Annotated in this window: 26 protein-coding genes; 7 read left to right on the forward strand and 19 right to left on the reverse strand. The window is 58.0% G+C overall.

Features of this window, described 5'->3' with window-relative positions; genetic code table 11:
• Positions 1–160: transposase domain-containing protein (locus KDX37_RS24025; protein ID WP_231655087.1), on the forward strand; the 160-nt coding region annotated here is incomplete at its 5' end.
• A 27-nt stretch (positions 161–187) separates the two neighbouring features.
• Here KDX37_RS24025 and KDX37_RS24030 read toward each other — a convergent pair.
• From KDX37_RS24030 to KDX37_RS24040, 3 genes are all read right to left on the reverse strand, one after another.
• Complete coding sequence (locus tag KDX37_RS24030) at positions 188–1726, reverse strand: McrB family protein (RefSeq protein WP_231655515.1); 1539 nt, start codon at positions 1724–1726, stop codon at positions 188–190.
• Between the two features lie 470 nt (positions 1727–2196).
• Positions 2197–2949: a site-specific integrase gene (locus tag KDX37_RS24035; protein ID WP_231655516.1), complete on the reverse strand. Its 753-nt coding sequence runs from the start codon at positions 2947–2949 to the stop codon at positions 2197–2199.
• Positions 2950–3244: 295 nt separating this feature from the next.
• Positions 3245–4810 (reverse strand): methyl-accepting chemotaxis protein, encoded by a 1566-nt coding sequence (locus tag KDX37_RS24040; RefSeq protein ID WP_231655517.1) that lies wholly within the window; start codon positions 4808–4810, stop codon positions 3245–3247.
• A gap of 236 nt (positions 4811–5046) precedes the next feature.
• Here KDX37_RS24040 and KDX37_RS29570 point away from each other — a divergent pair, with 236 nt between their 5' ends.
• A complete protein-coding gene (locus tag KDX37_RS29570; RefSeq protein ID WP_319941716.1) occupies positions 5047–5418 on the forward strand; it encodes a topoisomerase DNA-binding C4 zinc finger domain-containing protein in 372 nt (123 codons plus the stop codon).
• Positions 5419–5561: 143 nt separating this feature from the next.
• On the forward strand, positions 5562–6149 hold the full coding sequence (locus KDX37_RS24050; RefSeq protein WP_231655518.1) for a DcrB/PsbP domain-containing protein: 588 nt from the start codon (positions 5562–5564) through the stop codon (positions 6147–6149).
• A gap of 42 nt (positions 6150–6191) precedes the next feature.
• Here KDX37_RS24050 and KDX37_RS24055 read toward each other — a convergent pair whose 3' ends face one another.
• Together KDX37_RS24055 and KDX37_RS24060 are read right to left on the reverse strand one after the other, a co-directional pair.
• Entirely contained in the window at positions 6192–6827 is a 636-nt protein-coding gene (locus KDX37_RS24055; protein ID WP_231655519.1) for a LysE family translocator, read from the reverse strand.
• Positions 6828–6924: 97 nt separating this feature from the next.
• Positions 6925–7833 carry a LysR family transcriptional regulator gene (locus KDX37_RS24060; protein WP_231655520.1) on the reverse strand — a complete coding sequence of 303 codons (909 nt, stop codon included), beginning with the start codon at positions 7831–7833 and terminating at the stop codon, positions 6925–6927.
• A 109-nt stretch (positions 7834–7942) separates the two neighbouring features.
• Between KDX37_RS24060 and KDX37_RS24065 the strand changes: the two genes are divergently transcribed.
• Together KDX37_RS24065 and KDX37_RS24070 are read left to right on the forward strand one after the other, a co-directional pair.
• Complete coding sequence (locus KDX37_RS24065; protein ID WP_231655521.1) at positions 7943–9142, forward strand: MFS transporter; 1200 nt, start codon at positions 7943–7945, stop codon at positions 9140–9142.
• 264 nt (positions 9143–9406) lie between these two features.
• Positions 9407–10483, forward strand: coding sequence for a diguanylate cyclase (locus KDX37_RS24070; RefSeq protein WP_231655588.1), 1077 nt, complete (start codon positions 9407–9409; stop codon positions 10481–10483).
• 3 nt (positions 10484–10486) lie between these two features.
• Here the strand turns inward: KDX37_RS24070 and KDX37_RS24075 are convergent, their stop codons facing one another.
• From KDX37_RS24075 to KDX37_RS24095, 5 genes are all read right to left on the reverse strand, one after another.
• Positions 10487–10930 carry a hypothetical protein gene (locus tag KDX37_RS24075; RefSeq protein ID WP_231655594.1) on the reverse strand — a complete coding sequence of 148 codons (444 nt, stop codon included), beginning with the start codon at positions 10928–10930 and terminating at the stop codon, positions 10487–10489.
• A gap of 357 nt (positions 10931–11287) precedes the next feature.
• Positions 11288–12007 carry a hypothetical protein gene (locus KDX37_RS24080; protein ID WP_231655522.1) on the reverse strand — a complete coding sequence of 240 codons (720 nt, stop codon included), beginning with the start codon at positions 12005–12007 and terminating at the stop codon, positions 11288–11290.
• Positions 12008–12569: 562 nt separating this feature from the next.
• Positions 12570–12818 (reverse strand): helix-turn-helix domain-containing protein, encoded by a 249-nt coding sequence (locus KDX37_RS24085; RefSeq protein ID WP_231655590.1) that lies wholly within the window; start codon positions 12816–12818, stop codon positions 12570–12572.
• Positions 12819–13345: 527 nt separating this feature from the next.
• Positions 13346–14662, reverse strand: coding sequence for an MFS transporter (locus tag KDX37_RS24090; protein WP_231655523.1), 1317 nt, complete (start codon positions 14660–14662; stop codon positions 13346–13348).
• A 139-nt stretch (positions 14663–14801) separates the two neighbouring features.
• Positions 14802–16976 carry a TonB-dependent siderophore receptor gene (locus KDX37_RS24095; protein WP_231655524.1) on the reverse strand — a complete coding sequence of 725 codons (2175 nt, stop codon included), beginning with the start codon at positions 16974–16976 and terminating at the stop codon, positions 14802–14804.
• A gap of 321 nt (positions 16977–17297) precedes the next feature.
• On the opposite strand from KDX37_RS24095, the gene KDX37_RS24100 reads away from it, so the two are divergent.
• Positions 17298–17606, forward strand: coding sequence for a PepSY domain-containing protein (locus tag KDX37_RS24100; protein ID WP_231655525.1), 309 nt, complete (start codon positions 17298–17300; stop codon positions 17604–17606).
• 87 nt (positions 17607–17693) lie between these two features.
• Here the strand turns inward: KDX37_RS24100 and KDX37_RS24105 are convergent, their stop codons facing one another.
• The 5 genes from KDX37_RS24105 to KDX37_RS24125 all read right to left on the reverse strand — a co-directional run bounded on the left by KDX37_RS24105 (position 17694) and on the right by KDX37_RS24125 (position 22826).
• Positions 17694–18857: a PQQ-dependent sugar dehydrogenase gene (locus tag KDX37_RS24105; RefSeq protein WP_231655527.1), complete on the reverse strand. Its 1164-nt coding sequence runs from the start codon at positions 18855–18857 to the stop codon at positions 17694–17696.
• Between the two features lie 64 nt (positions 18858–18921).
• Positions 18922–19242, reverse strand: a complete 321-nt coding sequence (locus KDX37_RS24110) for a hypothetical protein (protein ID WP_231655528.1) — start codon at positions 19240–19242, stop codon at positions 18922–18924.
• 145 nt (positions 19243–19387) lie between these two features.
• Positions 19388–20602: a GAF domain-containing sensor histidine kinase gene (locus tag KDX37_RS24115; RefSeq protein WP_231655529.1), complete on the reverse strand. Its 1215-nt coding sequence runs from the start codon at positions 20600–20602 to the stop codon at positions 19388–19390.
• Between the two features lie 231 nt (positions 20603–20833).
• Positions 20834–22015 (reverse strand): PAS domain-containing sensor histidine kinase, encoded by a 1182-nt coding sequence (locus KDX37_RS24120; RefSeq protein WP_231655530.1) that lies wholly within the window; start codon positions 22013–22015, stop codon positions 20834–20836.
• Positions 22005–22826: an alpha/beta fold hydrolase gene (locus KDX37_RS24125; RefSeq protein ID WP_231655531.1), complete on the reverse strand. Its 822-nt coding sequence runs from the start codon at positions 22824–22826 to the stop codon at positions 22005–22007. The genes KDX37_RS24120 and KDX37_RS24125 overlap by 11 nt, the downstream gene beginning before the upstream one ends.
• 153 nt (positions 22827–22979) lie before the next feature.
• On the opposite strand from KDX37_RS24125, the gene KDX37_RS24130 reads away from it, so the two are divergent.
• The gene (locus KDX37_RS24130; RefSeq protein ID WP_231655533.1) at positions 22980–23981 is read left to right on the forward strand and encodes a diaminopimelate epimerase; all 1002 of its coding nucleotides are present in this window, start codon (positions 22980–22982) and stop codon (positions 23979–23981) included.
• A 30-nt stretch (positions 23982–24011) separates the two neighbouring features.
• On the opposite strand, the gene KDX37_RS24135 is transcribed toward KDX37_RS24130, so the two are convergent.
• The 4 genes from KDX37_RS24135 to KDX37_RS24150 form a co-directional block, all read right to left on the reverse strand.
• A complete protein-coding gene (locus KDX37_RS24135) occupies positions 24012–24449 on the reverse strand; it encodes a nucleoside deaminase (protein WP_231655534.1) in 438 nt (145 codons plus the stop codon).
• A 25-nt stretch (positions 24450–24474) separates the two neighbouring features.
• The gene (locus KDX37_RS24140) at positions 24475–24975 is read right to left on the reverse strand and encodes a hypothetical protein (RefSeq protein WP_231655536.1); all 501 of its coding nucleotides are present in this window, start codon (positions 24973–24975) and stop codon (positions 24475–24477) included.
• Between the two features lie 167 nt (positions 24976–25142).
• Complete coding sequence (locus KDX37_RS24145) at positions 25143–25670, reverse strand: GNAT family N-acetyltransferase (RefSeq protein ID WP_231655537.1); 528 nt, start codon at positions 25668–25670, stop codon at positions 25143–25145.
• Between the two features lie 7 nt (positions 25671–25677).
• On the reverse strand, positions 25678–26691 hold the full coding sequence (locus tag KDX37_RS24150; RefSeq protein WP_231655539.1) for an ABC transporter substrate-binding protein: 1014 nt from the start codon (positions 26689–26691) through the stop codon (positions 25678–25680).
• Positions 26692–26695: the final 4 nt, after the last annotated feature.

The following is a 26695-nucleotide window of genomic DNA, read 5'->3' on the forward strand; positions in this document are numbered from 1 at the left end:
CAGCGGCAAGCGGGCGGCGGCGATCATGAGTTTGATCCAATCGGCGCGCATGAATGGGCACGATCCGTATGCCTATCTTAAAGATGTGCTGGCGCGGTTACCGACGCAGCGAGCGAGTGAGATTGAGCAACTGCTGCCGCATCAGTGGGTATCTGCCTAAGTCGTGCAAGATGACTTCGGCGGACGCTTACGCCATAGCTTTGATGACCATAGCTCCCAAGTGCCGGGTATTCAGCGGAGTGCCCGAATCATATTTCAACGCGATGTTGAATTTATGGGCCAACTCCCGAAGTACGGGGAGCGACTTTTCAGCCCTAATTCCATCTTGAAGCACTTCAATGGTTCCAGAGGCAAGCTTTCGTACAATCACACCCCCCACTGAAGCCTCTAGCTCATCACCCATGACCGGGGCGATAGAAACATGATCTATGATGCCCAGATACGCTTCCACACGACTGAAAGCCTCTTCGTTTAGCTCCCACCGCTCATTGTTCTGGCTCACGGTGACGGTATCGCCAAACAGCGCGTTAACGTCTTGAGTAGGTTGCACCAAGAATCGATTTTCAGGAGCTTTGCGCTGATCGTTGAGCACCCACTGAATCCGCTGCCAATCTTCAAAGAAATACTCCTGAAGGAGCGGCAAAATCTGCGTACGGAAAATGCTTTCCAGTGTATTCAATGTCGGCTTGTCTATGAGCGACATAAAATAAGCGTGGCCGAGGCAATGGTCGCGATCCAGCAGCGCAGCGATACGCTGATTCATGACGCTAAGCAACTTATCGATGGCGACGCCTTGAACCTCAACCGCTTTGAGCAAATCAGGCTCAGGCGGCGTTTCCAGAAAGGTAAAGCGACGACGAAGTGCTATATCCAGCGCTGCCAATGATCGGTCGGCGGTGTTCATAGTACCTATCAGATAAACGTTGCCAGGAATGCTAAAACGTTCTTTTGAGTACGGCAGTGTGACCTCTAACGCTTCGGCAGCGCCTGCTCGTTTCGAAGGCTCGATGAGCGTAATAAGCTCACCGAATATACGGGAGACATTACCGCGGTTGATCTCATCAATTATTAGAACTTTGGCGCTAGTGTGTTGCACAGGGCTTGGCTCAAACAAACCGTCCTCGTTGAGTCCAATCATGTGTTCGACCATGGAAGGCAGAAAGTTTTTGTAGCCGTTCACTAGGAACGGATCAAGAATCGAGCCCGGTACTTTCTTGTCCCACCGTCCATTACCCAGCTCTTCAATGGTAAAGGTGCCTGCGTCGACATAGGAAGCGAGCGTATTCAACAGACTCATGCCAATGGGCAAATGCTTACCTTGGGGCTTTTCTATTTCCACGACGTCAGGCGTAGCCCGGGTGACCTTGTAACCAGTGCCGTATCTATCACCGACTCTGAATGCACGGTACTTACTACTCGCCCCAGCCGCCGATTCGCAAAGGCTTTTGAACACACCTGGAACCACGTCGTAGCGAAGCTGGCCGTGTTCATCGGTCGTAGCCCTCAATCCTTCGACAAAATCTTCATAGCTGAAGCTTTGATGAAAGGTCACGAAGCGAACGTCGCCAACAGCCAGCAACTCGTCGAATCGTGCCTTCAAAGCCGCTCGATCTTTTGAATGACCCGCGAGAAAAGGCTGATCAAGGATCCGCAACGCTGCTTCGACTGTGGCGTAGGTTTTCCCCGTACCGGGCGGACCGAAGAAAATCTGGTTGAGCGAAGACATTGCCGAACGTCCTTGTAGGAAAATTCCGTCAACAGTATCTAGATTGCCAGCATGGGTAAAGCGAAGGGTTGGAAGGATCTGCAAGCATGGCCGCTACAAACGCTGGATTGCTTCGCTCTGAAAGAACAGGAGTCTGGGCTTTGCTGAGCCGCTCAGTTGGGGTTTCTTCTGACCGCGCCACACTCGCCTCCTAGAACACCATGATCAGTGCTAGCGATCTAGGCCGCATGATCGGTAGGCCGTTGAATGCGCGGATGCTGCGCAAGCTGCATGGGATTAGCATCGAGTGGTGATGCTGGCGCTTCACAGCAGGCCTACGTCGGAGTTGATGTTGGGTGAACCTGGCGCGGGATCAAGACCTTCTGGTCGGCCCTGGTGGCGCGCGGCGTGGGAAGTGCTGCGGCTGAGTTGAGCGTAATCGGTCGGCCGCTGGGGTGGCGGCCGCCGCTGCGGGCGCTTGTTGGCGGGTTTCAAGTGCCGGGGTTGGCAGCCTTGCGCTCGGCTTCGAGCGCGTCCTTTTTGCACTCCAGCGCAAGCTCGGTCAGGGCGATGACGCGGTCGTAGCGCACGCAGGTCATGTGGACGTAGCCGCACATGATGTAGAAGAGGCTCGCCGTTGCCACAACGAATGCCCAGTGCTGAGGTGAGGCGGTGATGCCGGCTTCAGTCAGTACTTTGTTGATGGCCACGCAACCGGCGAACAAGGCAATGATGCCTGGAAAGATGCCGAGCTTTTCCAGCGCGCCGGTGACGAGGTAGGTACGTTTTTCAAAACTGCCGCGCTCGCTTTTCAGCTCCAGCGCGCCCAGTTTCAGTATTTCGCGAGGCAGTGCCGTCAACTGCGGAAGGTAATATGCATCGATCTGCATGATGGTTTTGACGTTGGCTTTTACCAGGCTGGCAAACGGCGCGGCAATCAGTCTTTTGAACGAGTGACGGTTCATCCACAGTTTGAGCAATGGATAGACCAACAGCACCAGATACGAGACGACGATCAGCCCCGAGCTTACGTAGAACACCCAGCGCAGGGATTCGATCAGGCCGATGGGCACGATCAGTAGCGCCAGAATCGACGGCCCCATCAGTCCGAACCAGAACACCTTGATGTCCATACGGTAAGGCTTGCTCAACTTGTGCTCATCAAACTTGGCTTTGACGGTGCTTTTGTAGGCTCGCTCGATGTCGGCGATGATCTGCAGGTACTTCTCGGTATCGTTGGACATGGGTTTCCTTGAACGGGCAGGAGCGCCTGATGCGCGTGCCTGAAGGCTTATTGAAACGAAGAGCGGATGATAAAAGTCAGGCTGTAGGGGCCAGTCAATGTATGCATTGTCCTGCCGTTGCGTGGGCAGGTTCGTGCAGAGAGGTCTGACGCCTGAATCTTTTCTGGACGGTCGAAGGCGACACGCAAGCATTGACCACAACCAGGCCGAACCCGATGATCAATGGTCATCAGGTTGGGCTGGACGGTTTGGTGAGTGCCGCCCGCAGCAACGGGCAGTGATGATACCGGCAGACTTAGCGGCTGAAGCGCTCCGCGAGGCTGTGCAGGTATTCGGCCATCTGCTCGAGTTCGCTGCTGATCTGTGAGCCTTGCTGGGCCTGACCGGCGCTCTGGTCGCAGAGCTGGGCGATGCGGGTGATTTGCTGGCTTATGTTTTCGGCCACGTGGCTTTGCTCTTCCGAGGCGGAGGCCATCTGCTGGCTCATGCCGGTGATGCGCGTGACGGACTGGCTGATGCCATCCAGGGCCTTTTGTACCGCTTCGACGCTGGCGACACTTTCCTTGGAAATCTGCTCGCCCTTGCCAGCGGTCTGTACCGCGCGGTCTGCGCCGTCACGCAGGGAGGTAATGATTTGCTGAATCTGCTCGGTCGACGATTGGGTGCGTGAGGCCAGCGAACGGACCTCGTCCGCGACCACGGCAAAACCGCGACCCTGCTCGCCCGCCCGAGCGGCTTCGATGGCGGCGTTGAGGGCCAGCAGGTTGGTCTGCTGAGCGATGGAGGTGATCACGTCGACCACGCTGCCGATGGATTGGGTGGCGCTGGCAAGCTCGCCCACCGCTTGGCCGATGTCAGTGACCGAATTGGCCATGTGCCGAATTGCCAACAGGCTTTCATCCGCCAGACCGCGCCCTTGCTGGGCCAGCTTGTCTGCCTCTTCGGCTGCATGGGCCGTGCTTTGCACGTTGTGGGTCACTTCCTGAATGGTCGCGGCCATCTGGTTGATGGCGGTTGCCGACTGATCGGCTTCGCTGCGCTGCTGATCCAGCGATTCGGCCTGACGCAACGAAAGTTGCGCGGAACGCCCAGCGTGCGCCCGAACGCTTTCGCCAGTGTCCACCAAACGTGTCAAGGCGGTTTGCAGGCGGGCCTCTTCACTGAGCATCGCCAGGTCGAGCTGCGCCTGCGGGCCACGGTTGTCGCTGTAGGTCAGGGCCACCAGAGCGCTGGTAAAGGCCTTGGGATGTTCTTCAAGTGTCTTGCGAATGCCGTTGCGCTGGCGTATTTCAATGAACGCACCCAGCGCAATCATTACCGCCGCAATCATCAGGTACGAAGCCAGGTCATCCAGCAGGTACACGCCTGCTGCAAGGGCGATGGCGCAGAGGATCATGGGCAACTGGCGGATCAGATGATAAGCCGCTGAGCTGACAGGCGAGACCGCCGGTTTGCCGGCACGCAGGCGCGCATACAAGGCTTCGGCACGTCGCACCTGATCACGTGTCGGTAGCGAGCGCACGGACTCATAGCCCACGATGCGGCCGTTTTCGTACACCGCCGTCACGTAGGCGCTGACCCAGTAGTAATCACCCTGCTTGGAGCGGTTCTTGACCACGCCCATCCACGGTTTGCCCTGCTTGATGGTTTCCCACATGTGGGCGAACACCGAGGCGGGCATGTCGGGATGGCGTACCAGATTATGCGGCTGGCCGATCAGCTCTTCGCGAGTGAAGCCGCTCAGGGTGACGAACGCGTCGTTGCAGTAGGTGATATGACTGTTGATGTCAGTGGTGGAAATAAGACGGTCAGACTCCGGAAATGTCCGTTCTGTCTGAGTGATAGGCATGTTCACACGCATGAAAAATCCGCTCCCTGATAACCGCTGAATATCCTGAGTACGTGCTGAAGGTGTAGCACACCTGCGCAACGTCACCACCGAAGCATCTTTATCGCCCGGCACTGACTGGGCTTTAATCGGTTTTCGACGTTGGCAGAGCCGCAACAGGGCAATCAGGCCATTTGCGTCAGCGAATCCATACCTGCACCATGCGCGTCTTCAACACGGCTCAACGCAAGGTAACCAGGGCAACCTCCATGGCGCGCAGTAAACACTTGATTCTCAAAGCCATCGGCGTGCTTGCTGAAACGCTGCGGCGCGTGTTCAGCCGAGACGCCGGACCAGACAAGCCACGCGACACGATGCCGCGCACGGACGCGCCGCAAGCAGATGCTTCGCCGCCGATTGCGCCGCGCACGAATAAACCTGCCAGGTCAAAAAACAACTCCGATCAGCTGAAATCCAGCCGCAAAAAGGCAAAACCTGTCGCCAACCCAGAGGTGCCTTGTTGCCCACACTGTAAAAAGCCGATGGTGATCAAGGTCGCGCGAACTGGCAAAAACGCCGGAGAGTTCTGGGGGTGTGCAGCTTACCCAGCGTGTCGCGGGATTCGGCCGATCTTTCGCTAGCCTGCCTGGGCAGCCGTTCGCATACGCCGGCACGACACGCGGCAATCGGGCACTTTTTTCAGCGCTGCCGCTCACATGCCTCAGGCACACTGTGCGCCGGTCCGTTTCATCATGTGTTTTTCCGAAGAAGATAGGGAGTTCCAATGCGGTCGTTCAGCTTGAAAGCAATCGTGATGTGCATGGCGTTGGTCGGCATACAGGGCATAGTCACCGTCCAGGCCGCGACAAAACAGCAGGCAGCGGCACCGGCCGCAGCGGCACAGAAGGCCTCGTTATTGGGTGGCAAGCTGACGTTCACATTGCCCGCTGGCTACGTGCAGGGCGAGATGCCAGAGATCGATGCAAAGGCCAAGGCGCAGGGCGTGACCGGCGCGCTGTATTCGAACTCGACCGAGAAGCGTGTGGTGATCGTGACTGAAGCGCCGATCCCGATGGACGTGAAGGCCAGCGATAACGACAGCATCGTGCTCGACGGTTTGGCCACCGGCACGCTCACCCAACAGAGCCAGGGCTACAAGGACTTCAAAAAGCTGGGCGAGAAGAAGATCGTCAAGAAAAACGGCCTGGGCATCCGTCAGCTCGACACCTCCGCCACCATGAGCGACGCGAAGGTGCTGAGCACCACCATCGTTGCCGCATCAGGCACACGGGCGGCGGTGTTGAACGTGGTGTCCAACGCTAAAAACCCGAAAGAACACGCTGCCCTGGTGAAAGCCATTATCGGCCAGTGATCTGAATGCCCGAGTGTTTGACCGCTCGGGCAGTATGGCTGCCTATTTGCGCCCCTCGACCATCATGCGCACCGCAAAGCCACACAGCACGGTGCCCATGAACCAGCGCTGCACCATCGCCCAACTCGGCCGCTGAGTCAGGAATACGGCCACGGACCCAGCGGCGAAAATCAGCAGGGAATTGACGGTCAGGCTCACTGCAATCTGGCAGAAGCCCAGCACCAGCGACTGGCTCAGCAGGCTTGCTCCCTCATGGACTGTCATGAACTGCGGCAGCAGCGACAGGTACATCACCGCCACTTTGGGGTTGAGCAGATTGGTCATCAGGCCCATGAGGAAAAGCTGCCGGTTGCTGTCGGGCGGCAAATCCTTGAGCTGGAACAGCGAACGCCCGCCCGGCTTGACCGCCTGCCAGGCCAAGTACAGGAGGTACAGGGCACCGGCAAAGCGCAGCGTGTCGTAAGCGAAAGGTACGGCCATGAGCAGCCCGGTGATGCCGAAAGCGGCGCACAGCATATAGAACAGAAAGCCGGTCGCGACGCCCGCCAGTGAGACCATCCCCGCGCGACGCCCCTGGCTGATGGAGCGCGAAATCACATAAATCATGTTCGGCCCCGGCGTCAGCACCATGCCGAGGGCAATCAGGGAAAAACCTATGAGGCTGGACAGCTCTGGCATGACGACTTCCTGTTGTCTGAGCGCGGATCAGCGCTGCGTGGCATTGCAGCTCAATCGCCGGTTGCGGTCAATCACTCCACTTGTTTATTCCACCCTGTCATTCCATCCGGAGCGCCCCCGATAACAGCTCGACCAACGCGTGCACCTTGGGCAGCGATTCCCGACTGCGCGGCCAGGCCAGGTGCAGACCCAGGCCTTCGGTGGCAAGCTGGGGCAGAATTTCGACCAGTTCACCGCGCGCCAGCTGGTCCTTGATCAGCCAGGTCGCCAGCTGCGCGATGCCACAGGCGCCAGTTACCGCCGTGACCTGAGCTTCACCATTGCCGACCACCAGCCGAGCGTTCACCGCGCGCGACTCCGGCTGTCCTTGCGCATCGACAAACAGCCACGGGCTGACGCTGCCGTCACCGCGGCCGAACAGGATGCACGCATGGTCTGCCAGGTCTTCGAAGGTTTGCGGCGTACCGTAACGTTGCAGGTAGGCCGGAGCAGCACAGAACACCACGCGCTCGGTGCCCAGCCTTTGATGGGCCAGTCCCGCTGGCCAGACCTGGGGGCCACTGATCCGCACCGCCAGATCGATGCCTTCTTCAAGCAGGTCGACGAAGCGGTCGGTAAACGTCACGTGCGGGCGCAGTTTGGGATGCGCTTCAGAGAACGACAGAATCAGCGGCAGCACATGCAAGCGGCCGAAGGTGGCCGGCAGATCGATGCGCAATTGGCCTGCAGGTTCGGAGCGTTGCGCGGCCAAGGCGGTTTCGGCATCTTCCAGCTCCGCCAGCATGCGCGTGCACACGGCGTGATAGGCCGCGCCCTCCTCGGTCAGCGCCAGGCTACGCGTGGTGCGCTCGAACAGTCGCATCCCCAGCCGGGCTTCGAGGCGCGCCACGCTTTTGCTGACGGCAGAGTTGGTCAGGTTGAGACGTTCGGCGGCAGCGGTGAAACCACCAGAATTGGCAACGGCGACAAACGTTTCGATGCCCTTGAGGCGGTCAGTAGAGAGCAAGACGGTGACTCATTATGGAAATTTATTCCATTATGTCCGGAATATTGGCCAAAGATAGGAAATCATTTCTGCAATATGCTGACGCACTTATTTTTTGCGAGCCTGTGTCATGCCGTCCTTCGAAACAACTTCCGCCTCCGCGAGCGAACGCTCGACCGGCGCGGGCCTGTCCATTGCCATTCTGGCGTTGGCAGGCTTCGTGATCGTCACCACTGAATTCCTCATCATAGGCCTGCTGCCCGCGTTGGCACGGGATCTCGGAATCTCGATCTCTACCGCCGGCTTACTGGTCACGCTCTTCGCTTTCACCGTCATGCTGTTCGGTCCGCCGCTGACCGCGATGCTCTCTCACCTGGATCGTAAACGGACCTTCATTGTCATTCTGCTGATCTTCGCGGCCTCCAATGCGCTGGCAGCGGTATCCAGCAATATATGGGTGTTGGCGCTCGCGCGGTTCATTCCAGCGTTGGCCTTGCCTGTGTTCTGGGGCACCGCCAGCGAAACAGCCGGTATGCTGGCTGGCCCGAAGCAGGCAGGCAAAGCGGTGGCTCAGGTCTATCTGGGGATTTCAGCGGCCATGCTGTTCGGCATCCCGCTGGGTACCGTGTTTGCCGACGCAGTTGGATGGCGCGGGGCGTTTTGGGCGCTGACGTTGTTGTCTGTGCTGATGGCATTGCTGCTGGCGCTGTCGATGCCGACCCTGGCACCGACCGCAAAAGTCGGCCTTGCCAAGCAGGCCAGGATCCTGCGTGATCCGCACTTCATCGCGAACCTGCTGCTGTCGATTCTATTGTTCACCGCCATGTTCGGCGCCTACACCTACCTGGCTGACACACTTGAGCGCATCGCGGGCATCGAGCCCGCACAGGTCGGCTGGTGGTTGATGGGCTTTGGCGCCGTGGGCCTGATCGGCAACGCACTCGGTGGCAAGTATGTGGATCGCAGCCCGCTGGGTTCCACGATGGTGTTTGCCTTGTTACTGGCCCTGGGCATGACCGCAAGCGTTCCGGCAGCCGCATCGCTGCCACTATTGGCTGTGGTGCTGGCAGTGTGGGGTATCGCGCACACAGCGCTGTTCCCGATCTGCCAGATCCGGGTCATGAATGCAGCGCCCCATGCGCAGGCACTGGCCGGGACACTCAACGTCTCGGCCGCCAATGCCGGTATCGGTTTGGGTTCGATCATTGGTGGCGTCACCATTGAGCATCTGGGCCTTGGCGCCGTTGGCTATGTTGCAGCCGTGGTCGCCGTGTTGGCTATAGCGCTGGCCTGGATCACCTTGCTGAAAAGTACCAAAGTCGCCGGCTAGAAAAACGCGCACGCCTTGGACAGACAAGTCGGCCCACTTACCGTGGATCAAGGACAATTATGGGCGTGCGCTCATTGGAGTTGCGCACAGATAGGCAGCGCCAAGGCTCTGGTCGGGGACAAGCATCGCGAAGGCTGACACTCAATTTTCATCCAGGTAATGGCAAATTGAACTTCCCATGGCCTGACTGAAAGGCCAAACTCTCCCCCTTCGGTCAGGAACGGGGAGTGTATGACCGGTTCGACTCAGATTCCGGTACGCGCAATGAACTCATTTCAGGGTAAAAGTCTGGCATTTGCCAAGCGCATTTATGCCCCCAGAACACTTGGCGTCAGCATAGGTTTTCTGACCGTTGCTGTGTCTCTGTTTTATGTGAACGCTCCTTTCTGGTTGTGGCCGCTGGCGATATTCAATGCGCTGGTCTGGCCACATATTGCTTTTCGCCTGGCCAAGTCCGCCAGCGAGCCTTACAAGGCTGAATGGCGCAATCTGCTGGTGGACTCTCTGGCCGGTGGTTTTTGGGTAGGTGCCATGGGTTTCAGCCTGATGCCCACGGTGACCGTGCTGGCGATGATGGCCATGCACAATATCGCTGCGGCCGGGCCTCGCCTGATGCTTCAGGGTTTCGTTGCGCAGACCTTAGGGGTGCTGATTTCATTGCTGGTGTTGAACCCCGAGATCAACCTGCACGGCAACACGGCCCAACTCTATGCGTGCATTCCTGTGCTGGTGGTCTACCCGATTTTCATTGGCTGGATGACGCATCAGGTCACGGTCAAGTTATCGGAGCACCGCAATGTGCTCCGCAGGCTGAGCCGTACCGACAGCCTGACCGGCCTGCTCAACCATGGTGCCTGGAAAGACACGCTGGACATCAAGTTTGCAGAAGCCGAACGCTTGGGGCAGGACTGTGTCGTCGCGTTGATGGACATCGACCGCTTCAAGACGATCAACGACACCTATGGCCATCTGGTAGGCGACACCGTGTTGCAGAGCATCAGCCAGGCACTGGTCGAAAACCTTCGTGAAGGTGACTTCATCGGTCGCTGTGGCGGCGATGAGTTCTGTGTGATCCTGCCGCGCACTACACCCGTTCAAGCCAGCGAGATTCTTGAACGGCTGCGGCTGGCCATCGACGACACCACTTACTCGCTTCATGAAGAACTCAGAGTCAGCCTGAGCATTGGCGTGGCCGGTTTCGCGCAGGACATGACGGACCCCTCCTCATGGCTGCACGAAGCAGACAAGGCGCTGTACCTTGCCAAAAGCACCGGCCGCAATCGGGTAGTCATCGCTGAAGATGCTAGAACCGACTACACCGCTGAGGGCGCCCAGGCGTAGGCATCAGCGCCGATCCTTGAATAACACGTCAAACAACCTCGGAAAGCCCTTGATGCTGATAGCCTTCATGAAGGCCTGACGAATGTCAGCTGCAAGGCTTTCAAGGGTTATTTCCTTGGGTTTTACGACTTTGTTCGCAGCACCAGCAGGGCCCTCCTTATCGGTATCTCCCGACATGCGTTTGTCCCTGTACGAGGTCAGGATGGAGTTTTCTTTCTTGAAGTCATATTTGGCCTTGCCAAGCACCGACGCATCCAGGCGTGGGTCATTGGTCCCGGAGACGCGCTGTTTAAGCATCGCTTCACCGCTTATCGTTACATTGAGGTCTTTGAAGACCCGCTCTGTAGAACGGGCCGATGGTGCTCCCTGTTCTTTTGAAGCCGCTATTTTTTTGTCAATTTGCTGCATGATGATGGTTGGATTGGCATTCGAACTTATTACTCTCATCAGTCACTCCCTGTTGAAGCCCTCAGGTGAGGGCTTGAATCGCGCTCCTTGCGTAACGTATTAAAACGCCCGCCCCTGTGAGGCCCCGACGCCCCAAGCGCTTCGAGGCGCACAGATCACGTCTGTATCAAGCCTCAGAATTTCAATGTATTCACGCGGATGCCCAGCCGTAAACGGCGCTCGCTGATTGCGGCATTGTTCGATCATTGGCAAAACCGGGCGCGTGCACATCGGAAGAAACAGGCCTGCACACACGATCAAGCTACCCATTGCCCATCCCATTATTTTTTTCGAATGCTTAGCCATTGAGATCGGATCTCTGATCACGCCCATGCGGACAGTCATGTAGCCGATGCATCAACCTGCGCAGCTCTGAAAAACCGACAGGTTGTCCAAGAGCCATTGGGGAGTACGCGTTTTGAGTAGCACACTGACGGGCTGCTCCAGTGTCAGCTTGCCGTAGAGCGCCTCCTCGTGATCCAGGTGGGTTTGCTGGACGACGCGGTAGTCCAGCGGATAGATGCTTTTTTCGATAGGCAACAGGCGATCAAAGTGCTCAAGCAAACCATGGAAGACGATTCGCCGCTCGACCGTGTCCCGCGTGGTGGCAATCAGCTGAGCGAAATATTCGCTGTCGTGCTGTCGCAGCGCATCGTGCGCGGCATAACGCTGGATCAGGCTGTAAGGTGCCGTATCGTCAAACACGACGCAGCACAAATGCTCTCTCGGCAGCCCTTGGAAAGGGTTATCAGCAGGCGGTCGTCGGTGATGTACACCCAGAACGAATTGCACGACGCCCTCGCACAACGCTTGCCGTTTGCGGCCGCGAATACCGGCTGAATCTTCGAATACCGGCGCTTGACGCCCTTGTTCCTTGACCTGCCGGGACAGTTTGGCGAACTGGCCTGCGGGCCCTGACAGCCTGGCCTGCTGCTCGGCGAGCAGCGGAAAAGGAATAACTGATTGACGGGCGGCAAGCTGTTGAAATTCCGCCATCACCTTGATGCCGGACAAGTGCGGGTCCGGCCGCGCTGACTGGTCGGTACGCGTATCGCTCCGAGAAATACAAACAGTCATGAATTGCTCCTTTTTATTGTTTCGTGTGTTGTGCAGATAGATGCTTCGGTACTTCAATCACCCTGCAATACCCTCGCAGGCGAGAAACATGACGCAGAAGACGCTGGGCCTGGGCCTGAGAAAGGGCCACTGAACACGTGCCAAGCGATATTCGGGCTACAACCCCAGATCGATGCGTCAAAGGCCCCCAGCCTTAAGTGATCATCTGTTTGCCAGCCTGGTCTGGACTCATCAGAAATGACGCAACTCTGGCCACGATCAAGTTCCAGCCCGGCAGTAATGAGTATCGAAACAATCTGTTTGCCATAGCAGTAATAATGTTGAACATCCTGAAATTCGAGCAGCGTTCACGTATCGACTTACAAGCCACGCTCCATCCGTATTGCCCTGCGCAGGAGGGATGGCAATTCAGTCAAACACTGTCACGCCATTTCTAATAAAAGGCAGCGCACCGTAAGTCAGTTAAAAACAACTTGGCTCGGGCATTTATCCACCGTCAACAAACCGGGAGCTCCCGGTTAACCTGAGCACTCATCTGGCGCGTACGCCCTTAAAGCCCACATTATGTATGGATGGTGTCAGCGCACAATCCGACAGATGTAGGGGGTTGCAGTATTTTTGGTAGCAACAACCGGGAAACACATCGCGCCATCAGTTCCGCACGGCTCCTGGCCTGATTCTTTCTGAGCAGCGAGGATACGTGATCCCGTACGGTGTAGCCGCTGATGCAGAGTTTCTGCGCGATTTCCTTGTTGGTGCAGCCCTGCAGCAGCAGGCCCAGAACTTCTTGCTCTCGGGTAGTCGCCAACATGATCTTTCCTTTTGTGATCACTTTGTCCACAGGTGAACGTGTAGGAAGTCTCTTACATTCACAATCCATGACATCAAGAGTAAATCGGCACAGAAGCATTTTTATTTAGTGTTCTTTTCTTCTTCACAAAAAATACACCCTTTTCTCATATCTGACAGCCAGCACTCCACCCACCTTTAAAAATGACCATTCATTAAACTCGCGAAAATTCCTACATAAACTCCAGACATTTCCTGAGCAGTTTCATATTAAAGCCACAAACAAGCCGTTAACCGAAGTATTGAACGAAGAATACTTGACAGCAGACGGAGCAAAACCGGCTTTTAACAGAGAGTTGCAAGATAAACTTGAGCACTGATAATTACAATCAGTTGTTACAATTGGATCCGGGAACATAAAAGAAGCGTGACCTGTGCTTCGTTTGATCGGTGAGGGCGTCAGTACTCGGAGGGATACCAAGTACCGACGCGGGCCGGCGCCCTGACAAGTACATGTTTGAAGCGCGCCAAGTCTCTGAACAGAGGCCGTTAGCGGCCACTGCTTACCGCAACGTCGTCGACGACCACGCCCCTGCGCAGACCAAACACTGCGGCGGTAGTCAGGCCGACTGCGCCCATGACCAGGCTGTACATCACGCAGACCCAGACATTGAGCGGCATCAGCGCAATCAGCAGCAGCGGTGTCGTGCTGGCCCAGAAGGCGTAGGCGATGTTGTAAGTGAATGATATGCCCGATACCCGAATGCTTGCCGGGAACAATCCGACCATGACAGAGGGCACCACGCCAACGATGCCACAGGCCAGGCCAGCGATAGCGTAGGCGACGCCAAGCGGCAGCCACTGTTGAATCAGGCTGGCGTACAACACGCCGATCCCCAATGGTAGAAGCGCACTGTAAAGCATGACGCCCCGCCAGGCCCCTATGCGGTCAACCAGCTTGCCGGCAAGCACGCAGCCGATGTTGAGAAAGACGATGCCCGCAGCGCTCAATGCGAAGGTGTGGCTGGCGCTGATGCCAAAACGCTGTTGCATGACCGTCGGCGTGATGACCACCAGCACCACCACAGCGGAGGTCAGAACGAAGGTCAACAGCGCGGCGGGCAATAGCGAAGCACGATGCTCACGCAGCACTTGCCCCAGCGGCAGGCCCTGCATGTCTTCGCGCTGAGCGTGCATCGCCATGAACACCGGTGTTTCGCTCAGCCAGCGGCGCAGCCATACGCCGACCACCCCGAAGACACCGCCCAGCAGGAAGGGAATGCGCCATGCCCATTCGAGGATTTCCGCCGGGCTGAACATGCGGGCCAGCCACGTCGCCGTCAGCGCACCCAGCAGATAGCCGAACGTCAAACCGGCCTGCAGCACACCCAGCGCGTAGCCCCGATGCCCCTTGGGTGCATGCTCGGCGACGAACACCCAGGCGCTCGGCACTTCACCGCCCACCGCAGCGCCTTGAAGGATGCGCAGTGCCAGCAGCACCAACGGCGCCCAATAGCCGATTTGTGCGTAGGTCGGCATGACACCAATCAGCAGGCAAGGCAGCGCCATCATCAGAATACTGAGGCTGAAGACCCGCTTGCGTCCCAGCCGGTCAGCGAAATGGGCCATGACGATGCCGCCAAGCGGACGCGCCAGATAGCCGGTCACGAAAATCCCGAAGCTTTGCAGCAGACGCAGCCATTCGGGCATGTCCGGGGGGAAAAACAGCTGGCTGAGGGTCAACGCAAAGAAAACGAAGATGATGAAGTCGTAGATTTCCAGCGCCCCGCCCAAGGCCGCAAGGCTCAGCGTCTTGTAGTCGGACCGGGTAAAGGGCTGAGGAGATGGTCGAACGATGGCCGTCATGAAGCCCCCGAAACATGTTTGAAATGAGCGCCCTGCGCTCGCTGGGCGCGAAGAATAGCAAAGCTTGCCGCCCCATGTGCGGCATGGCCCGGCGCTGGACAGACCAGCGGTAGCGCAAGGCCGTGCGAGGCGGATCAGGTCAGAAGTTGACCGAGGCCGACAAGCGGGCGGTGCGAGGCGCGCCCATGAACAGGTAGTCGTCGCCAAGGTACTCGCCCACGTCGCGCCAGTAGCGCTTGTCGAACAGGTTGTCCACGGTCAGGCGCAGCACCGTGTCGTAGCCGCCCACTCTGGTGCTGTAACGACTGCCGATGTTGAACAGCGCGTAGTCATTCACCTGAACGGAGCCTTCGCGATCTGCCATCTTGCTGGCGCTGTACTGCACCCCGCCGAGCAACGCCAGCCCGCGTATCGGCAGGCTGTAATCGGCTTGCAGGGTCCCGCGGAATTTGGGCACGTTGAGCGCCTGGTGACCTTCGTATGTTGGCGTGCCGCTGTTCTCGACACGCGCACGGATTGCAGCAGCGCTGGCGGATATCTGCAAACGATCGGTCAGCCAGCCGTTGGCACCCAGCTCCAGCCCCGTGTTCTTCTGCTCGCCCTGCTGGACGTAAGTAAACGTACCGTCATCATTGGGTCTGGAGTACTGGTAAGCCTGACGCGCTTGGAAAAGCGCGGCGGTCAGGCTCATGCGCTGCCAGTCGTACTTGATACCGGCTTCCAGTTGTCGCGAGAGGGTCGGAGCCAGAATTTCACTGGCGTTGCTGGTGAACCATGCAGCCGTGCCACCCAGCGACAGCCCCTTGCTGTAACTGGTGTAAAGGGACAGGTTTTCCACCGGTTTGTAGATCAGTGCCGCTTGCGGCAGGAACACTGAACGCTCGGTGTGCCGTGCGTCGCTGCCATCTTCGTTATAGGCCTGCTCGTCGAGCTGCACCAGACGCCCGCCCAGTACCGTCTGCCAGTGATCGTTGAAGCTGATCCGGTCGGTCACGAACAGCCCGTACTGGCGGCTGTCGAGGCGGCGTTCGGTGTGCGGCAAGGTGAGGTCGGACGGCGTAACCGTTTCGGGCGATTCGTTGATGTTGCCCGAACCGCTGAACTCGTTGAACGTACCACGGGTGTCCACCGTGCGGCGGTAAGCGCTAGTGCCGAAGGTCAGTTCGTGTGCCAGCGAACCGGTGTTGAAGGTACCGGTCATGGCCGCTTCAATTTCGTCGTTGCGACGCGTGTCATCCGGGCTGCGGAAGTCATAGATGTCGTAACCGCCCTCGGCGCTGAAATGGTTGGGCACAGCCTCGGTCGCGCAACTGGCCGAGCCGTAGCAGCCCCACGCAAATGCGCTGTAATCATCAATGACCACACGACTGCGTGATGCGCTCAGGCTGCCTTTCCAGCTGTCGTTGAAACGGTATTCAAAACGACCGTTCAGGTTCAGCGAGTCGATTCCGACCGGATTTGACCACGGTTGGTAACCCAGCAATTTGCGAGGTGAGGCGCCGTGCGGCAATTCAGTCCCGCCGAGCAATTGGTAACCGGGGGCAGAACGCTGTTCTTTGGTCTGATATTCGACGTCAAGCTGCAACAAGGCACGCTCGCTGATTGCCCAGTCAAACGCCAGCGAGGCGAAATCCCGCTGGCCATCGGCATGCTCGACGTAGGAGCGAATGTCTTCATGGGCCAGGTTGGCGCGCAGCCCGAACTGGTTGTCACTGCCGAACCAGCCTCCGACGTCAGTCGCGATGTAGCGCTCGCCGTGCTCGTTGGTCGAGACCGTAATTGAACGAACATCCTGCGCCCGCTTGGTTTGATAGTTGATCACGCCGCCGGGCTCCGACGCCCCGCTTTGCAGGCCCGACAAACCTTTCAGCAGTTCCACTTGCTGCTTGTTTTCCAATGCCACGCTCTGTTCGCCGGCAATGCTGCGACCGTTGATACGGTAGCTGTTGGCCGCATTCAAGGAAAAGCCGCGCACAACGAAGTTTTCGTAGTAGCCCACCGGGGCATAGCCCTCGCCCACCGACGCATCGTTGCGCAGCACCTCACTGAGCAAGCGGGCCTGGCGATCCTGAATAAGCGCTTCGGTAAACACCGAGACTGACGCTGGCGTGTCGAGCAATGTCGCCTGACCGAAGCCCGCAATTGCGGCGCGGCTCGTCTTATAGTCAGTCTCACGCGCAGGCTCACTCATGCCTGACACATTGACGGCGTCCAGAGTGACCGGCCCGGCCCCCCAGGACGGCGAGGCAGCGGCTATCCCGAAAGGCAGCAAACGCCACGCAAGGCGCACGGCAGGTCGATAAGGTGTGCTCATTGTTCAGACTCCAGAAGATCAGGCGCCCGGACAGACGCGAAGCACCTTCCGGCAGGGGGCAACCTTTTACGTTTACCGCAGGTTTTTTTCAACCTTTGCGTGCCCGCCACCGGCAGTGCGGTGAGACATCACCTAATAGACGATTCTGGGCGAGAAACAATGAGTGACAGTCCTGTGAAAAACCATCCGCCGCATCCCATTCGCCAGCGTGGATAATTAAGCGTGAATTAAGTATGCGTGGCTAATCTGAACTCAACACAGCGCTGAACCATTCAGCGAGTCTGGAATCCATTACAACAGATCAATCAGAAGGAACACGTTATGAAAGTTATGTCTGCCCTCTTCGCCGCTGTTGCCCTGTCCGTTGCTGCTGGCGCAGCCCAAGCCGATATCGGTCCTGATGAAGTCATTCGCCTGCAGAAGGCTGGCACCGTAGGTGATTTCGAGCAGTTCAACAAAGCGGCTCTGGCCAAGCACTCTGGCTTCACGATCCACGACACTGAACTGGAAAAAAACAAGGCTGGTCGCCTGGTCTATCAGATCGAACTCAAGGACGCGAAAGGCGTTGAGTGGAACTACGACGTTGATGCAAAGTCGGGTGAAGTTCTTCGCGATAAACAGGATCATTAATCTGTCTCTCGATAGAATGACACAACGCCTGTAAGAAAAATTCCCGCACTTGGCGGGAATTTTTTCGTGTTGAGTTTAAATCAAACTTTATTGATCAAGTCCAACTTTCAACAGATTGCCCTTGTCGTCATCCGTCAGCAGATAAACATAACCGTCCGGCCCCTCACGAACATCACGAATACGCTGCTTCATGTCTTTCAAGAGGCGTTCTTCGTGAACGATTTTGTCCCCTTCGAACTTCAAACGTATCAGCTCTTCAGTGGCCAGTGCACCAATGAACAGACTGTGATCCCACGCCTTGAAACGGTCGCTGTCATAAAAAGCCATGCCACTGACGCCGGGTGACTGCTCCCAGACCTGATACGGCACCTTGGTACCTTCAACAAATTTGCCTTTGGCCTCCGGGATCGGCTCGCCAGAATAATTGATGCCATGGGTTGCCAGCGGCCAGCCGTAATTCTGGCCGCGCTCAATGATATTCACCTCATCACCGCCCTTTGGACCATGTTCGTTGGTCCACAACGTGCCAGACCATGGGTTCAGCGCTGCGCCCTGCTGATTGCGGTGACCGTAGGACCAGATCTCTGGACGGACGTTTTTCTGCCCGACAAAAGGGTTGTCCTTCGGCACGTTGCCATCGGGGAAGATGCGGACAACCTTGCCTTGCAGCTTGTCCAGATCCTGCGCGGTGGGCCGGTCGTTGTTCTCACCCAGAGCGATGAACAGATAACCGTCACGGTCGAACACCATCCGCGAACCAAAGTGGTTGCCGACCGACAGTTTGGGTTCCTGACGGAAGATCACTTCAAAGTCTTCCAGCTTCGTCATGTCGGTCGACAACCGGCCGCGCCCTGCCGCGGTGCCTGCCGTGTCACCCTGAGCAGCGGTCTTGCCACTCCCTTCGGAATAGGTCAGATAGACCATGCGGTCCTTGGCAAAGTCAGGTGAAAGCACCACATCCATCAAGCCGCCCTGCTTCCTGGCCCACACCTCAGGCACGCCGGAAATGGGGCCGGACAGCTTGCCATCTGCCGAAACCAGACGCAGATTGCCTGAGCGCTCCGTGACGAGGATGCCTTTCTTGTCCGGCAGAAACGCGAGCGCCCATGGATGGTCAAGCCCTTCGGCAATCGTGGTGACGCTCACGGTACCCAGCTCGCTTTTGTACTGCTCTGTGGCGGCGCCTGCAGACAGCGACAGGCTCAAGGCTGCTGCGGTGCACAGTGTTGCGATCAGGGTCTTTCTAAACATGGGCGATTCCTTGTGCATGGATTGGGCGTGCCGCCAGCAATGGTCGGCACCCAAAGTGGCGGGTTCAATTGGAGCGCCTGGAGTCAGGCGTCAGCGTGGTCGGTGGCCTGGGTGTTTGCCGGGACGGCTGGCCGTTGCCGATACCGCCGTTTTCGATCGTTGGCTTACGCACGGGCGGAGCAATGTTGGGCGCGCGGCCACGCGGCGTCGTGGGCTCGGTGCCCTGTCGGCTGTTGGGGTTGGCTCGTTTGGTCGGGCTGTTGTAGGGGTTGCCGTTTGCGCCACTGTTGGGCGTACTGTTCGGCAGGGTCTGTGCGTGGACAACGCTGATACTCGACAACACACAGAACGCGATCCCTAGCAGTTTTCTCGCAAAACTGTTCATCACTTACCTCAGGGGAACGGTGAAGACTCAGGCCTTTGATGGCGATTCGAGCCTCAGGTTCGACCGTGCGCCGCTGATCAGCAAGTAAAGCGAGGGAAGAGTTTGTAACAAGGATGGTCACAAGCGCGGACGGGCAGCGCTGCCTTTACGGTTCAATCAGGGGCGATGGCAACAACGTCGAGGTCAAACGGGGCATGCTGAAGGTGAACGTGGTGCCCCGCTCACGTGTTGAACACACCTCAAGCGTGCCCTGGTGGGCCAGAGCAATCTGGCTGGCGATGTACAGCCCTAGCCCAAGCCCGGCCTGCGGCGCATCAGTCACTGGCCGCGAGTAGGGCTGGAACAGCTGAGCCAGAACTGTTTCCGGGATGGGCTCGCCCTGATTGGTCACGCTGAGCAGGAACGCGTCGTCATTGGCCAGAGCAACAACTTCGACCGGGCTGGCGGCGTCACCGTGGGCAATCGCATTGGACACAAGATTGGACAGCAACTGGGCAATCCGTCCGTGATCGCAGTAGATGCTTTCCAGCCTGCCGATACGTGAGTGGATCAATCGGGTCGGGTGCACGCGCTGCACTTCCGATACAACGTGCTCAAGCGTCGCCTCCAGACCCTCACCGTCGTGCAAGCTCAACGGGATGCCGTGTCCCAACCGGCCACGTGCGAAATCAAGGACATCGTCCACCAATTGTGAAGCACGCTTGCCGGAGGTCAGGATGTGGTTGACGATCTGCTGGGCCTTGTCATCGAGAGGTCTGCGCAACAACAGTTCGGCACTGGCATTGATGGCGAACAGAGGGTTGCGCAAATCATGCCCCAGTACCGCAATGAACTGCTCACGCAGCTCGGACACTTCACGCTCGGCCAACAGGTCTGCGCGCACTTGCTGCATGTTGTCTTCCGACTCGATCTGCAAGGCCAACAGCCGGGCGAACGACTCCATCATGGTGAGAATGGGCGTACCGGTCAGCTTCGCAGGTTTGGGATCGAGCGCGCAGATGGTGCCGAAGAAGGCACCACTGGACAAGAAGATCGGCACCGAAATGTAGCTCTGGAATTTGTACAGGCGCGGCGTGTGGTGCAGGCAGAACGTCGCGTCTTCAGCCACGTGGTCGATTACCACCGGCTGATGCGAAGAGCGGATTTCATGGCAGATCGTGCTGGTGAGTTCCAGCTCACCACCGGGGGCCAGGCCAAAATCCAGACTGTCACGCACGGCGCAGGCAACCCATTTGTGTTCTGTGACGCGCGCGACCGCAGCGAACCCCAGGCCGGTGGATTCGGTGATGACTTGCAGGATGGCCGGGACGGCGCTGATCCGTCCGATCGTAGCTACATCATTTGCAATGGATTGCCGCATGTCATACCCGTAACGAAGCATTGAAGAGGTGAAGACCGAGGCCATTTTAAAGGGCTGTCGGTGATTGCGCATCACCGGATTAACCTTAGCGTTTACTCACGTGTCTGCACAACGACAATGAACAAGCGATAACGGACGGCGATAATATCCCTCATTCGAATATCAATAAATCCATTCGAGTGGTTTTTACCACGAAGTTTTGGCACATAACGAGGGCTGAAGACAAACTCATCACGTCAAAGAAGCCGGGCGTGGAAATATCACGGTGAACGTCGTGCCTTCTTGCGCCGATGAGCGAACCGTTATGTCCCCCAGGTGCGCACGCACAATTTCCCTGACGATAAACAACCCAAGCCCGACCGTGCGTGTCTCGTCGCCCTCACCCACGATACGAACCATGGGTTCATACAGACCGTCGACCTTTTCCATCGGGATAGGCTCGCCCTGGTTGTGTACCGACAGCCTGATCCAGCTGGCATCGAACGCTGTTGTTATCACAATCTCGCTCTGCGGCGCGCCGTAATCCACGGCATTGCTCACCAGATTGCCAAGCACCTGCAACAGCCGATCCGCATCAGCCACACAAGCGCCTTCGCCCTCGCGGTTGTGGGTCAACAGGCGGTCTCCAGACGTCAGGCGAAGTTCCTGGACCCCTCGCCCGACCACTGCGTGTAAATCGACAGGCTGCACAGACACCGACATGCCGCGCCCGACCCGAGCGTTGGTAAAGTCCAGCAGGTCGACGATCATGCGCTCGGCCCGGTCGGTCGATTGATCAATGTGGCCAAGGATCCGCGTTTGCCGGGTGTCCAGATTAGTACGCCCCAGCAATCCTGCCGCCATCTTGATGGCCGCCAGCGGGTTACGCAGATCGTGGCCGACAATGCCGACCATCTGCTCGGCAAAAATGGCCCGAATTTCCGCTTCGGCATGCGCCAGACGCAGGCGATTGCGCGCAGACGTCAGCTCGGTCTGGACAGCCATCTGCTGCTGCAACAGTTCTTCAGCCATCTTGCGTGAGGCCAGTAATTCGCGCTCATACCGGTTGCGCTCTTCGGCCATGCACACGGCCAACTCGTGCAGCACGCCGGACGGATGCGTGCGGCGCACGGCGCTGAGCATCATCGGAACAGGGCGTCCGTCGGCGTGCATCAATTCCACTTTTACTTCGGCAATCGAGCCCTGCGTCTGCAACAGCGGCGCCCAATGGGTCTGGAGGAACACCCGACCTGCCACGTTCAGCAAATCCTGAAAGCGCTTGCCTTGCAGGGCTTCACGCTCCATCCCCAGCATCCGGCAAAAGGTCTGATTGACGCGTTCGATGGCGCCGTTGGGCTGGGTAACGATCAAGCCGCACGCGGCGTGCTCGTACAACGCCTCGGTGAGCGGCTGGATCATCTCGTCAACCGGCATGCGCTGCACATCCGGACGTTTCCAAAAAAGCGTTCATGGCGTCAATACAGGCTTCAGGCGCACTCATATGAGGGTAATGACCTACATTGTCGATCATGTACAAGGTGCTGTCGGGGATCACTGTGTGCAGATACTCACCGACCTGAACTGGCACGACCAGATCGTCACTGCTTTGCAGGATCAGGGTCCTGGCCTTGAACTGTTCGACATCGGCGCGATGATCGGAAAGGAACGTGACCCGGGCAAATTGCTTGGCGATTTCTGCGTTGGTGCGGTGAAAACTGTCGGTCAGTTCTACACCCAGTTCAGGCTGCTCGGAAGTCCCCATGAGTGTCGGTGCCATCGTGCTGGACCATCCCAGGTAATTACTTTCAAGCGTTTCCAGCAACGAGTCGACGTCGGCCCGGGTAAACCCGCCCACGTAGTCGCCGTCGTTGAGGTAATGGGGCGAAGGACCCACCATGACATGGCCCTGAAAACAGCCTGGTGACTGGAGCTCAGCCAACACGGCAATCATGCAACTGACCGAGTGCCCGACATGAATGACCGGTCCGGAGCCGCCGAACTCGTCGACCAGTTCCAGCAAGTCGCTGGCGTAGCCTTTCAGCGAAGCATACTTGTGCGGGTAGTAAGCCGAGGTTTCCGATTGCCCACTGCCGACCAGGTCGAACAGCACCACTCTGAAACGCTCGGCAAAGTGCGGCGCCATGAAACGCCACATATGCTGGTCGCAGCCGAAACCATGGGCAAATATCAGAGTGACCGGTCCATGGCCTGTGACGTTGACATTGTTACGCTGCTGGACCGACATATCAGACCCCCGAAGACGGCTTGGCACCCGGCGCGATGCACAGGTTACGATAACGAAAAAGCGAGATTATCACCGTTGGAGGCGATCTAGTGGCACAAACCGCATATATGATCGAGCCCCTGTCCAGCAGGTCTGCAAAAGAGTGAACACAGCATGACTCGAACCTATGACGCACGCGGCAACGTCTATGCCGTCGCCACACCTTATGAGCTGCGAAGCATGGGTATCGCGGTGCCTGAAACAGCCCGGGCGGCGATGTCTGATCGCAAAAACTGGGCAGCCAGCGCCATCAGCCATGTGTGCAGGCGGATCGACGCAGAGGGTGGCAGTAAAGCGCACAGCACCGACGGCCTGCTGGTCGGGCCATTTCAGTACGCGGCACCCTTTGACCTGTTGATCATCAATACCGACGGCACACTGGCAGAGCGCAGCGGCAACGGCCTGACAATCTTTGCCCAGGCGCTGACTGACCTTGGCCACGTTGATGGCCTGGAGCATTTCATGCTGAATGTGCACCATGACAAAGGCGACGCACTGTCGCCGGTGCAGACCAGCGTTCAGCCTGCAAACGTTGATGGAGACGCGGGGTTCTGGCTCGACCTGGGTACACCAGGGTTCGGGCAGCAAGCGGTTGGCGCCAAGGGTTCGGGCGTGTCGTGCGGGACACTCGATGGTCGCCAGGTGAATGACGTCCAGCGCCTTTCAGACATTGACGCACAATGGGGCCACAGCGTATTTGTGCGCATCGGCAATCCGCATTGCGTGACACTGGTGTCCACCGAACAGCACCTGCCTTCGTTTGCGCAATTGCACGCACCAGACCTGAATCAGGCGCTGACAGCCATCGCTTTTTCCAATGAAGACGTGGGCGCAGGCGATCCCTGTCCAGCGGGGATCAATCTGCAATGGGCGTGGGTCAGCGCGCCCGATGAAATCGTGGCGCGGGTATTCGAAAGGGGTGAAGGGCCTACGGCGTCATCGGGCACCAGTGCCAGCGCTGTCGCCTGCGCGGCCTGGAAAACAGGGTCGGTGAAAGCCGGGCTGGTCAAGGTCATCATGCCGGGCGGCACGGCCCCCGTTCAGTTGAATGGCGATGCCCAGACACTGCACACTGTCGCGCTGTTCGGCGTGGCCGAACGCAAGTCAGCGAGCTGACTGCCGACAGCGCATCAAAAGGTGGGTTGGCTACTCGCCGATGTCCTCGTTCCAGAGTGTCGGTTTGTCGGCTATGAAGCTGCGCATCATATGTTCGCAAGCCGGGTCGCCCAGCACCTCGACGTCGACGCCACGTGAGCGCAGCAATGCCTCTTCGCCCATGAACGTCTGGTTTTCGCCGACGATGACTTTACGGATGCCATACAGAAGGATCGCGCCGCTGCACATCGCGCAAGGGGAAAGCGTGGTGTAGAGCACTGCCTCGCGATACACGCTGGCGGGCTGACGACCAGCGTTTTCCAGCGCATCCATTTCGCCGTGTTTGATGGCGCTGCCTTCCTGAACGCGGCGGTTATGGCCACGGCCGATAATCTGATTGTCGTGGACGATCACCGAGCCGATGGGAATGCCGCCTTCCTCCAGCCCCTTTTGCGCCTCGTCGATTGCCGCCTGCATGAACGGGTCCATGGTGTTCCTCGTCATTAAATGAATGTCAGTTATTGAGCGACTGTTGCGCATTGCTCAGCGCCCTGCTGACAAACCGCTCCAGCAGCGCGGATGAAGTGGCCTTCATCTCGGCGCCGACCTGAGTGTTGCCAGCTTTCAATCGGTTGGCTTGTGAGGGGGAACTGTCGCCCTGATTGAGCGACCGTAACTCATCGGAGCTAAACGAGTGAGCATAAGCCGCTGCCAGATTACGATCCCATTCAGCCTGGTAGTCTGGCTGCAGACGCTGCAACTCGCCTTGCACCAGTGTTTGCGCCTCGGTCTTGCCAATGGTCTCGACGATACGGGTAAAGGTGGCCGTGCGCGAGGCGACCTGATAGCCGAGCCACGCCAGACCATTGCCAAGATGCCGCTCCTGAACAAACGCCAGTGCCACGTCATCGACTGGCTCTGCATGCACCTGCCTTGAGCTGTCAAACAGCAGGCAGGCCAGCAGTGTCAGGCCGGTTCTGAGCACGCGGTGTGTTCCCTGCCTGGTATCAATCATTGACTCTTCCCCAGCATGAAGCGAGTGCCTTTTTGAAGCGCGAAGCACCTGAGAAAGCAGCGAGAGCAAAGGCACCTGAAGCGAAATATTTAACGACTTCCCGAAACTTAACAGCAAAAAAAGGCTTTGCCACCCGTGAGGTCGTTTACAGCCCTGCCATGCCGCTGTCAGCAATGTCTGGCCCGCAGCTGCTCAGGTGTCATCCGGTAGATTCGCACACCCAAACGGTGGTATTGACTGTGGACATACCCTTCAAAACCGACCTTGTGCAGCACATTGACCGAAGCGCGATTCTCGGGCTGAACGATGGCAATGATCGACGCCAGGTGCAGCAGTTCGAACCCATGATGCAGCGTCGCATTCACGGCTTCGCTGGCAAGGCCACGGCCCCAGAATTCAGGCGCCAGACGGTAGCCGACTTCGATCTCCGGAACGCCATCGACTGGCTCTACATGCAGCCCGCAAAACCCTGTGAGCTGCCCGGATGATGCATCGACCACGGCCATTACGCCAAAGCCATTGCACGCGTAATGCTCGATGCAGTTCTCCACGAACTGGCCCGTGGCCTGCTCGCTGAGCACGCCACGCACCGAAAAACGCATCACTTGGGGGTCTCCGAGAATGACCGCCAACGCCGCGACGTCAGTGGTCTGGAACTCACGCAGCAACAGCCTTTCAGTGCGTAACGTGCTCATGAACGGATCACAGACTGCCGCTCACCTTGCTGGCGACATCGGCGGGCAGCCAGGCTTTCCAGACGTCCGGGTGCTGTTTGAGAAAAGCCTGAGCAACCACTTTCGGGTCCTGGCGCTTTTCGCTCATGTCAGCGAGGGTCTGGTTCAGCAGATCAATCGGCAGATCGACTTTCTTGAAGAACGCAACCAACTCCGGGTACTGCTTGCTGAACTCAGCTGATACGCCGATAGACAGGTTGGCCGCCAGAGACGAGGTCCCACGCGGGTTCGGATTACTGGCGTCGGTCAGGGTTTTCCAGGCCTCGGCGTCGAACGGCGGCTCTTCCAGTTTGATCAACTTGTAGCGGCCCAGCAGTGGGGTCGGCGACCAGTAGTAGAACAGGACGGGTTTGCCACGACGGATTGACGAAGCGATTTCCGCATCCAGTGCAGCGCCAGAGCCGGTGCGGAAGTTAACGAAACTGTCGTTAAGGCCGTAGGCCTTGAGCTTTTGAGTATTGACGATTTCAGAGGTCCAGCCACTCGGGCTGTTGAGAAAGCGCCCTTTGTCCGGTGACTCCGGGTCTTTGAACACGTCCTTGTAGCGCGCCAGATCGGCAACGGTTTTCAGGTCAGGCGCCAAGGGCTTGATGCCTTTGGCCGCGTCCCCTTTGATCACGTATTCCGGCACCCACCAGCCTTCGGTAGCGCCTTTGACAATGTCGCCCAGTCCGAACACCTTGCCTTCGGCTTCAGCCTTGACCCACACGGGGCTGCGACCTGTCCACTCTTCGGCGATCACCTGAATATCGTTTTTGGCCAGAGCGGTTTCAAGGCTCACGGTGCTGCCGGGCAAGGTATCGGTCTTGTAGCCGTAGCCCTTTTCAACCAGCGTGCGCAGCACCTCGGTGATCAGGCTGCCGCTTTCCCACGTGAGGTCGCCAAAGTGAATCGGTGCACCTTTGTCGGCCGCGTGCACAGGCTGCCCAAGCAGCCCCAGCGCCAGAAGCGAACAACTCAGGAGTTTTGTCAGGGTTCTCATGCTC

The organism is Pseudomonas californiensis, assembly GCF_021147775.1.
In the GTDB taxonomy this organism is placed as follows: domain Bacteria; phylum Pseudomonadota; class Gammaproteobacteria; order Pseudomonadales; family Pseudomonadaceae; genus Aquipseudomonas; species Aquipseudomonas californiensis.

Coding starts and splice junctions, on each gene's coding strand:
- KDX37_RS24150 (WP_231655539.1), bottom strand. CDS start 26,691: ATGAGAACCCTGACAAAACTCCTGAGTTGTTCGCTTCTGGCGCTGGGG.
- KDX37_RS24120 (WP_231655530.1), bottom strand. CDS start 22,015: ATGCCGGTTGACGAGATGATCCAGCCGCTCACCGAGGCGTTGTACGAG.
- KDX37_RS24130 (WP_231655533.1), top strand. CDS start 22,980: ATGACTCGAACCTATGACGCACGCGGCAACGTCTATGCCGTCGCCACA.
- KDX37_RS24055 (WP_231655519.1), bottom strand. CDS start 6,827: ATGCCAGAGCTGTCCAGCCTCATAGGTTTTTCCCTGATTGCCCTCGGC.
- KDX37_RS24075 (WP_231655594.1), bottom strand. CDS start 10,930: ATGAGAGTAATAAGTTCGAATGCCAATCCAACCATCATCATGCAGCAA.
- KDX37_RS24145 (WP_231655537.1), bottom strand. CDS start 25,670: ATGAGCACGTTACGCACTGAAAGGCTGTTGCTGCGTGAGTTCCAGACC.
- KDX37_RS24035 (WP_231655516.1), bottom strand. CDS start 2,949: ATGTCCAACGATACCGAGAAGTACCTGCAGATCATCGCCGACATCGAG.
- KDX37_RS24070 (WP_231655588.1), top strand. CDS start 9,407: ATGAACTCATTTCAGGGTAAAAGTCTGGCATTTGCCAAGCGCATTTAT.
- KDX37_RS24105 (WP_231655527.1), bottom strand. CDS start 18,857: ATGTTTAGAAAGACCCTGATCGCAACACTGTGCACCGCAGCAGCCTTG.
- KDX37_RS24050 (WP_231655518.1), top strand. CDS start 5,562: ATGCGGTCGTTCAGCTTGAAAGCAATCGTGATGTGCATGGCGTTGGTC.
- KDX37_RS29570 (WP_319941716.1), top strand. CDS start 5,047: ATGGCGCGCAGTAAACACTTGATTCTCAAAGCCATCGGCGTGCTTGCT.
- KDX37_RS24140 (WP_231655536.1), bottom strand. CDS start 24,975: ATGATTGATACCAGGCAGGGAACACACCGCGTGCTCAGAACCGGCCTG.
- KDX37_RS24115 (WP_231655529.1), bottom strand. CDS start 20,602: ATGCGGCAATCCATTGCAAATGATGTAGCTACGATCGGACGGATCAGC.
- KDX37_RS24080 (WP_231655522.1), bottom strand. CDS start 12,007: ATGACTGTTTGTATTTCTCGGAGCGATACGCGTACCGACCAGTCAGCG.
- KDX37_RS24095 (WP_231655524.1), bottom strand. CDS start 16,976: ATGAGCACACCTTATCGACCTGCCGTGCGCCTTGCGTGGCGTTTGCTG.
- KDX37_RS24110 (WP_231655528.1), bottom strand. CDS start 19,242: ATGAACAGTTTTGCGAGAAAACTGCTAGGGATCGCGTTCTGTGTGTTG.
- KDX37_RS24125 (WP_231655531.1), bottom strand. CDS start 22,826: ATGTCGGTCCAGCAGCGTAACAATGTCAACGTCACAGGCCATGGACCG.
- KDX37_RS24135 (WP_231655534.1), bottom strand. CDS start 24,449: ATGGACCCGTTCATGCAGGCGGCAATCGACGAGGCGCAAAAGGGGCTG.
- KDX37_RS24100 (WP_231655525.1), top strand. CDS start 17,298: ATGAAAGTTATGTCTGCCCTCTTCGCCGCTGTTGCCCTGTCCGTTGCT.
- KDX37_RS24065 (WP_231655521.1), top strand. CDS start 7,943: ATGCCGTCCTTCGAAACAACTTCCGCCTCCGCGAGCGAACGCTCGACC.
- KDX37_RS24030 (WP_231655515.1), bottom strand. CDS start 1,726: ATGTCTTCGCTCAACCAGATTTTCTTCGGTCCGCCCGGTACGGGGAAA.
- KDX37_RS24090 (WP_231655523.1), bottom strand. CDS start 14,662: ATGACGGCCATCGTTCGACCATCTCCTCAGCCCTTTACCCGGTCCGAC.
- KDX37_RS24040 (WP_231655517.1), bottom strand. CDS start 4,810: ATGCGTGTGAACATGCCTATCACTCAGACAGAACGGACATTTCCGGAG.
- KDX37_RS24085 (WP_231655590.1), bottom strand. CDS start 12,818: ATGTTGGCGACTACCCGAGAGCAAGAAGTTCTGGGCCTGCTGCTGCAG.